Raw genomic sequence first — 6,457 nt, forward strand, 5'->3', positions numbered from 1 at the left:
GAAAACCCGCCAAGGTCGCTATCGTTGTCATCATGCGCAAGCTCATCGAAATGGCAAACGCGCTTGTCAAAGCCGACCGGACTTGGGTTGAAAAAACCGCTTGATCAAGACGGATACTGCAGAAGGGGCAGATACCCTTTGCGCATCTGATCAACGCGGCGTTCGGCACAAACGTGCATTACTTCGGCTGGACGATGCCGACCTTCCTGGCGATCGCCCTGACGATTGGCGTGATGATCCTGCTGGCCATCGCGATCGAGAGGTTCATCCTCAAGCATCTGGTCAATCAGGAACCGATCATCCTGTTCATGGCAACCATAGGTCTGGCCTATTTCCTCGAGGGGTTGGGCGACGTGATGTGGGGCGCCGACGTCAAGACGCTGGATGTGGGTCTGCCCCAGGGCGCCAGCGAATGGGTCGAGGAGACGTCCGCCGTGCTGGGGGGCGACGGCTTCTACGGCTTCTTCATCGACAAGCTGGATATCGTGGCGGCGCTGGTCGCGGCGGTTCTGGTGATCTCGCTCACGATCTTCTCGCAGTATTCAAAGCAGGGCCGGGCATTGCGCGCGGTCGCCGATGACCACCAGGCGGCGCTGTCGGTCGGCATCTCGCTGCGGTTCATCTGGGTTCTGGTGTGGTCCATCGCGGGCATCGTCGCGCTGGTTGCGGGGATCATGTGGGGCGCGAAGTCGGGGGTGCAGTTCTCGCTGTCGCTGATCGCGCTCAAGGCGCTGCCGGTGCTGATGCTGGGCGGCTTCACCTCGATCCCGGGCGCCATCGTCGGCGGGCTGATCATCGGGGTGGGTGAAAAGCTGTTCGAGTTCACCATCGGTTCGATGATCGGCGGCGCGACCGAGAACTGGTTCGCCTATGTCCTCGCCCTCGTCTTCCTCGTGTTCAGGCCACAGGGCCTGTTCGGCGAGAAGATCATCGAAAGGGTCTGACCATGCAGAAGTTCTTTGCCATTGCCTGCGTCATCGGATGGGGGTTCTTCTACGTCTTCTCGTTCCTGGCCGTGGGGTCGCTGAACGACGCGGCCTGGATGCCCGCAACCTATGCGCTGCTTGCCTTCGGTGGCTTCCTGACCGGGATGCTGTGCTGGGTGCGCGTCGTCGGCTTGCGCCGCGAGGGCGTGCGCCCGGAGGCGCTGCACGCACCGCGCCGCGGCCGGTTCACGAGGGAGATCGCCTGACATGTTCTATCGCGAGGCCGGCGACTTCAAGACGTCCTACCGGGACGACAGCCAGACCTTTCCGATCAGGTTCGACCGCTACCGCTACTATGCCGTGCTTGTGGTCGCGCTGGCGGTCGTACCGTTCTTCATCGACAGCTACTGGGCCAACGCGCTGCTGGTGCCGTTCCTGGTCTATGCCATCGCGGCGATCGGGCTGAACATCCTGACCGGCTATTGCGGTCAGGTCAGCCTGGGTACCGGCGGATTCATGGCGGTGGGGGCCTATGCCTGCTACAAGCTGATGACCGCCTTTCCCGACGTGAACATCGTGCTGCACATCATCGCGGCGGGCGGGATCACGGCCGCGGTGGGGGTGCTGTTCGGTCTGCCCTCTCTCAGGATCAAGGGGTTTTACCTCGCGGTGGCGACGCTGGCCGCGCAGTTCTTCCTGATCTGGCTCTTCAACAAGGTGCCGTGGTTCTACAACTACTCGGCCTCGGGCCAGATCTCGGCCCCTGAACGCACCGTTTTCGGCATCGCGGTCACCGGCCCCAATACCGAGGCCTGGGCGAAATACCTGGTCTGCCTGCTCTTCGTCGTGGTGCTTGCCTGGGTGGCACGGAACCTGACGCGGGGCTCGATCGGGCGTTCCTGGATGGCGATCCGCGACATGGACATCGCCGCCGAGATTATCGGGGTCAACCCGCTCAAGGCCAAGCTGACGGCATTCGCGGTATCGTCCTTCTATATCGGCATCGCGGGTGCGCTGTTCTTCGCCGTCTATCTGGGCGCGGTCGAGGTCGGCGAAGCGTTCGGCATCCAGAAATCGTTCCTGATCCTGTTCATGATCATCATCGGCGGACTGGGCTCAATCTTCGGCAGCTTCGCGGGTGCGGCCTTTCTGGTGCTGTTGCCGGTCCTGCTCAAGAACGTGCTGGTCGGCACGCTGGGCTGGCCCACTGATCTGGCCGCCCATATCGAACTGATGATCGTGGGCGCGCTGATCATCGTGTTCCTGATCGCCGAGCCGCACGGGATCGCCCAGCTCTGGCGGATCGCCAAGGAAAAACTCAGGCTATGGCCGTTTCCGTATTAGTGCGGGGGCGGGGAAACGCGCGAGGACCGGGGCAACCCGGCAACGGACTGAAACAATGGGAGGAGACGACATGAAACTGAAACTGGCATCCGCCGCCATCGGCGCGCTGCTGGCCGCGAGCCCGGCTCTGGCCGATCTCGTGTTCCCCGATCTCAGCTACCGCACCGGGCCTTTCGCGGCGGGCGGCATCGCGTTCTCGGACGGCTACCAGGACTATTTCACCCTGGTGAACGAGCGTGACGGCGGCATCGGGGGCGTCAAGGCGCGCGTGATCGAGTGCGAAACCGCCTACAACACCGAAAAGGGCGTGGAGTGCTACGAGGCGACCAAGGGCGAAGGCGCCCTGATCTACCAGCCGCTCTCGACCGGCATTACCTACCAGTTGATCCCGAAGGTCTCGGCCGACAAGATCCCGCTGCACACGATGGGCTATGGCCGGACCTCGGCGACGAATGGCAGGGTGTTCGAATGGGTGTTCAACTACCCGGCGAACTACTGGGACGCCGCCTCCGTGGCGATCAACTACCTGCTGGACGAGAATGGCGGCAGCCTCGAGGGCAAGAAGATCGCGCTTCTCTACCACAACTCCTCCTATGGCAAGGAGCCGATCCCGACGCTTGAGGCGCTGGCCGCCAAGCATGGCTACAGCCTGTCGCTGCTTCCAGTGGACAGCCCCGGACAGGAACAGAAGTCGCAATGGCTGCAGATCCGCCGCGAACGGCCCGATGTCGTTCTGATGTGGGGCTGGGGCGTGATGAACCAGGTCGCCGTGCAGGAAGCCGCCAATATCCGCTTCCCGATGGAGAACTTCATCGGCAACTGGTGGGCGGGCGCCGAGCATGACGTGACCCCCGCAGGCGCCGCCGCCGACGGCTACAAGTCGCTGAACCTGAACCGGATCGCCGATTTCCCCGTGTTCGAGGACATCCGCACTCATGTCCATGGCAAGGGTCTGGCTGCGGGCGACGGCTCGAACGTGGGCAAGGTGCTCTACACTCGCGGCATGTATGCCGCGATGCTGGCGGTCGAGGCGGCGAAGAAGGCGCAGGAGATCCACGGCACCGCCGATATCACCGCCGCGATGATGCGCGACGGTATGGAGGCGCTGGAAATGACCAACGAGATGATGGAGGCGCTGGGCGCCCCCGGGATCGGTCCGGAATTCAGCGTCTCCTGCGAAGCTCATGGCGGCTCGGGCATGGGCATCGTGCAGCAATGGAACGCCGCCGAGGGCAGATGGATCGCGCTGACCGACTACATCGCGACCGATCAGGACGTGATCGCCCCGCTCGTCGAACAGGATTCGATGGCCTATGCCAGCGAGAACAACCTGTCGCTGCGCTGCGAGTGACGTGACACTTTCCCGGCGCGGGTCCTGCCGCCCGCGCCGGGCCATCGGCAAATGACAAGGACCGCCTGGGGATGCTCGACGCAGGCCGCACGCAAGAGACGCTTCTCGAAGTCAACAATATCGAGGTGATCTACAACCATGTGATCCTCGTCCTGAAGGGCGTGTCGCTCACGGTGCCCAAGGGCGGGATCACCGCGCTTCTGGGAGGCAACGGGGCGGGCAAGACCACGACGCTCAAGGCGATCTCGAACCTTCTGCGCTCGGAACGGGGCGAGGTGACGAAGGGCTCGATCCTCTATCGCGGCGAACGGGTGCAGGATCTCAGCCCCTCCGATCTGGTCAAGAAGGGCGTGATCCAGGTAATGGAAGGGCGCCATTGCTTCGAGCACCTGACGGTCGAGGAAAACCTGATGACCGGCGCCTATACCCGCAGCGACGGCAAGGCCGCCATCGCTGCCGACCTCGAAATGGTCTATACCTATTTCCCGCGGCTCAAGGAGCGGCGGAAATCCCAGGCGGGCTATACCTCGGGTGGCGAACAGCAGATGACGGCGATCGGGCGTGCGCTGATGTCCCGCCCCGAAACCATCCTCTTGGACGAGCCCTCGATGGGGCTTGCCCCGCAGCTTGTCGAACAGATCTTCGAAATCGTGAAATCGGTGAACGAGAACGAGGGCGTGACCTTCCTCCTGGCCGAGCAGAACACCAATGTCGCGCTCCGCTATGCCCATTACGGCTATATCCTTGAATCGGGCCGCATCGTGATGGACGGCCCCGCGGCCGACCTGCGCGAGAACCCCGACGTCAAGGAATTCTACCTCGGCATGTCGGATACGGGGCGCAAGAGCTTCCGCGACGTGCGCTCTTACCGGCGGCGCAAGCGGTGGCTGAGCTGACTTCGTCCCCGGTCCGACGCCGCCTCGCGCCGACCGTCTCCAGCGACCCGAAGGACCTGCCGTGACCGCTCATTTCGACGATCTCGAAACCCGTTCCGCCGATGCGCGCGCCGCCTCTCTCGCCGGGTGCCTGCCCGCGCAGATCGCCGCCGCGAAGGCCCTGCCGGGCTATGCCGCGGCTTTGGCCGAGGCCGACCCGGATGCGATCCGCGACCGGGCGGCGCTGGCCCGGCTGCCGGTCCTGCGCAAGTCGGCGCTCAGCGGCGCACAATCCGCACATCCGCCCTTCGGCGGCTATACCGTCTGGCCGGCGTCGGGCTTCGACCATGTGTTCCAGTCGCCGGGACCGATCTACGAACCCGGCCGCGTGTCGACCAACTGGTGGCGGCTGGGGCGGTTCCTCCACGCCTGCGGGATCGGGCAGGACGACATCGTGCAGAACTGCTTTGGCTATCACCTGACGCCCGCGGGCATGATGTTCGAGAACGCGGCCCGCGCGGTGGGGGCGGCGGTCCTGCCCGCCGGGACCGGCCAGACCGAGTTGCAGGCCCGCGCCGCCCATGATGTTGGCGTGACGGCCTATGCGGGAACGCCCGATTACCTGAAGGTGATCCTCGACAAGGCCGACGAGATGGGGCTGGATCTGTCGCGGATCACCCGCGCGGCTGTGTCGGGCGGCGCGCTGTTCCCATCGCTGCGTCAGGAATACGCGGATCGCGGCATCGCCTGCCTGCAATGCTACGCCACCGCCGATCTGGGCAATATCGCCTATGAAAGCCCGTCCCCCGATTTTCCCGCAAGCCCGCCCGAGGGCATGATCGTCGACGAGGGCGTGATCGTCGAGATCGTCCGCCCCGGCACCGGCGATCCGGTTCCCGATGGCGAGGTGGGCGAGGTGGTCGTGACCTCGCTGAACCCCGATTACCCGCTGATCCGCTTCGCCACCGGCGATCTGTCGGCCGTCCTGCCGGGCGTCTCGCCTTGCGGGCGCACCAACATGCGCATCAAGGGCTGGATGGGGCGCGCGGACCAGACCACCAAGATCAAGGGCATGTTCGTCCGTCCCGAACAGGTTGCCGACCTTGTGGCCCGCCACCCCGAGATTGCGCGCGCCCGCGTGATCGCCGGGCGCGAGGGCGAGATGGACACGATGACCGTGCAGATCGAAACCCCGGCGATCGACCCCGCCCCCTACGAGGCCAGCGTCGCGGCGGTGCTCAAGCTCTGGGGCAAGGTCGAACTCGTCGCCCCGGGCAGCCTGCCGAATGATGGCAAGGTGATCGACGACCGGCGCAGCTACGGGTGATCCCGCCGCCGCGCCCTGTCCTTCTTCTGGCCCGAAATATTCTCGGGGGTCCGGGGGTGAAACCCCCGGCTATGTCTGGAACACATAGCTTCCCGGCGCCGGATCCAGCGGCGGCAGACCCGCATCGGGTGCGCCCATTGCGGGGGGCGGCATCTGTTCGGCCGTGCTCCTGGCGGCCAGCCACGCCACCCATTCCGGCCACCACGACCCCTCCTGCAAGGCATGGTTCTTGAACCAGCTGTCGGGGTCCATATAGTTTTCGTCCCGGGTGCGGTGTCCGATCCGGTAATGTCGTCCCTTGTGGCCGGGTTCGGACAGGATGCCGCCATTATGCCCGCCGCTGGTCAGCGCGAAGGTCAATTCGTTCTCGGTGAACAGCGTGGCCTTGTAGACCGAACGCCAGGGCGCGATATGGTCCTTCTCGGTGCCCAGGACGAACATCGGCGCAGCGATGTCCTTGAGCGCGATCACCCGGCCGTCGACAGCGAACCGCCCCGCAGTCAGGCGGTTTTCCATGAACAGGGCGCGCAGATAATCCGAATGCATCCGCGCGGGCATCCGCGTCGCGTCGGCGTTCCAGACCGAGATATCGAATTGCGGCTCGTCCTCGCCCAGAAGGTAGCGGCGCACCGCA

The 6,457-nt window shown here is 64.8% G+C and carries 5 protein-coding genes and 2 pseudogenes; 6 read left to right on the forward strand and 1 reads right to left on the reverse strand.

Annotation, left to right across the window (positions count from 1 at the left end; genetic code table 11):
- Window positions 1-116 precede the first annotated feature (116 nt).
- The 6 genes and pseudogenes from ENN83_RS06235 to ENN83_RS06260 all read left to right on the forward strand — a co-directional run.
- A pseudogene (locus ENN83_RS06235) lies at window positions 117-944 on the forward strand (branched-chain amino acid ABC transporter permease); the annotation flags it as partial.
- Between the two features lie 2 nt (window positions 945-946).
- Window positions 947-1,192 carry a hypothetical protein gene (locus ENN83_RS06240; protein ID WP_287185278.1) on the forward strand — a complete coding sequence of 82 codons (246 nt, stop codon included), beginning with the start codon at window positions 947-949 and terminating at the stop codon, window positions 1,190-1,192.
- A gap of 1 nt (window position 1,193) precedes the next feature.
- Entirely contained in the window at window positions 1,194-2,270 is a 1,077-nt protein-coding gene (locus tag ENN83_RS06245) for a branched-chain amino acid ABC transporter permease (protein WP_287185280.1), read from the forward strand.
- Between the two features lie 70 nt (window positions 2,271-2,340).
- Complete coding sequence (locus ENN83_RS06250; RefSeq protein ID WP_287185282.1) at window positions 2,341-3,621, forward strand: ABC transporter substrate-binding protein; 1,281 nt, start codon at window positions 2,341-2,343, stop codon at window positions 3,619-3,621.
- A 71-nt stretch (window positions 3,622-3,692) separates the two neighbouring features.
- Window positions 3,693-4,517 carry an ABC transporter ATP-binding protein gene (locus ENN83_RS06255; RefSeq protein WP_287185284.1) on the forward strand — a complete coding sequence of 275 codons (825 nt, stop codon included), beginning with the start codon at window positions 3,693-3,695 and terminating at the stop codon, window positions 4,515-4,517.
- Window positions 4,518-4,578: 61 nt separating this feature from the next.
- Window positions 4,579-5,823, forward strand: coding sequence for a phenylacetate--CoA ligase family protein (locus ENN83_RS06260; RefSeq protein ID WP_287185286.1), 1,245 nt, complete (start codon window positions 4,579-4,581; stop codon window positions 5,821-5,823).
- Window positions 5,824-5,892: 69 nt separating this feature from the next.
- On the opposite strand, the pseudogene ENN83_RS06265 reads toward ENN83_RS06260, so the two are convergent.
- Window positions 5,893-6,457: pseudogene (locus tag ENN83_RS06265) on the reverse strand (poly-beta-hydroxybutyrate polymerase); the annotation flags it as partial.

Origin of the sequence: Rhodovulum sp. (genome assembly GCF_011048875.1) — a bacterium.
Taxonomy (GTDB): Bacteria; Pseudomonadota; Alphaproteobacteria; order Rhodobacterales; family Rhodobacteraceae; genus Rhodovulum; species Rhodovulum tesquicola.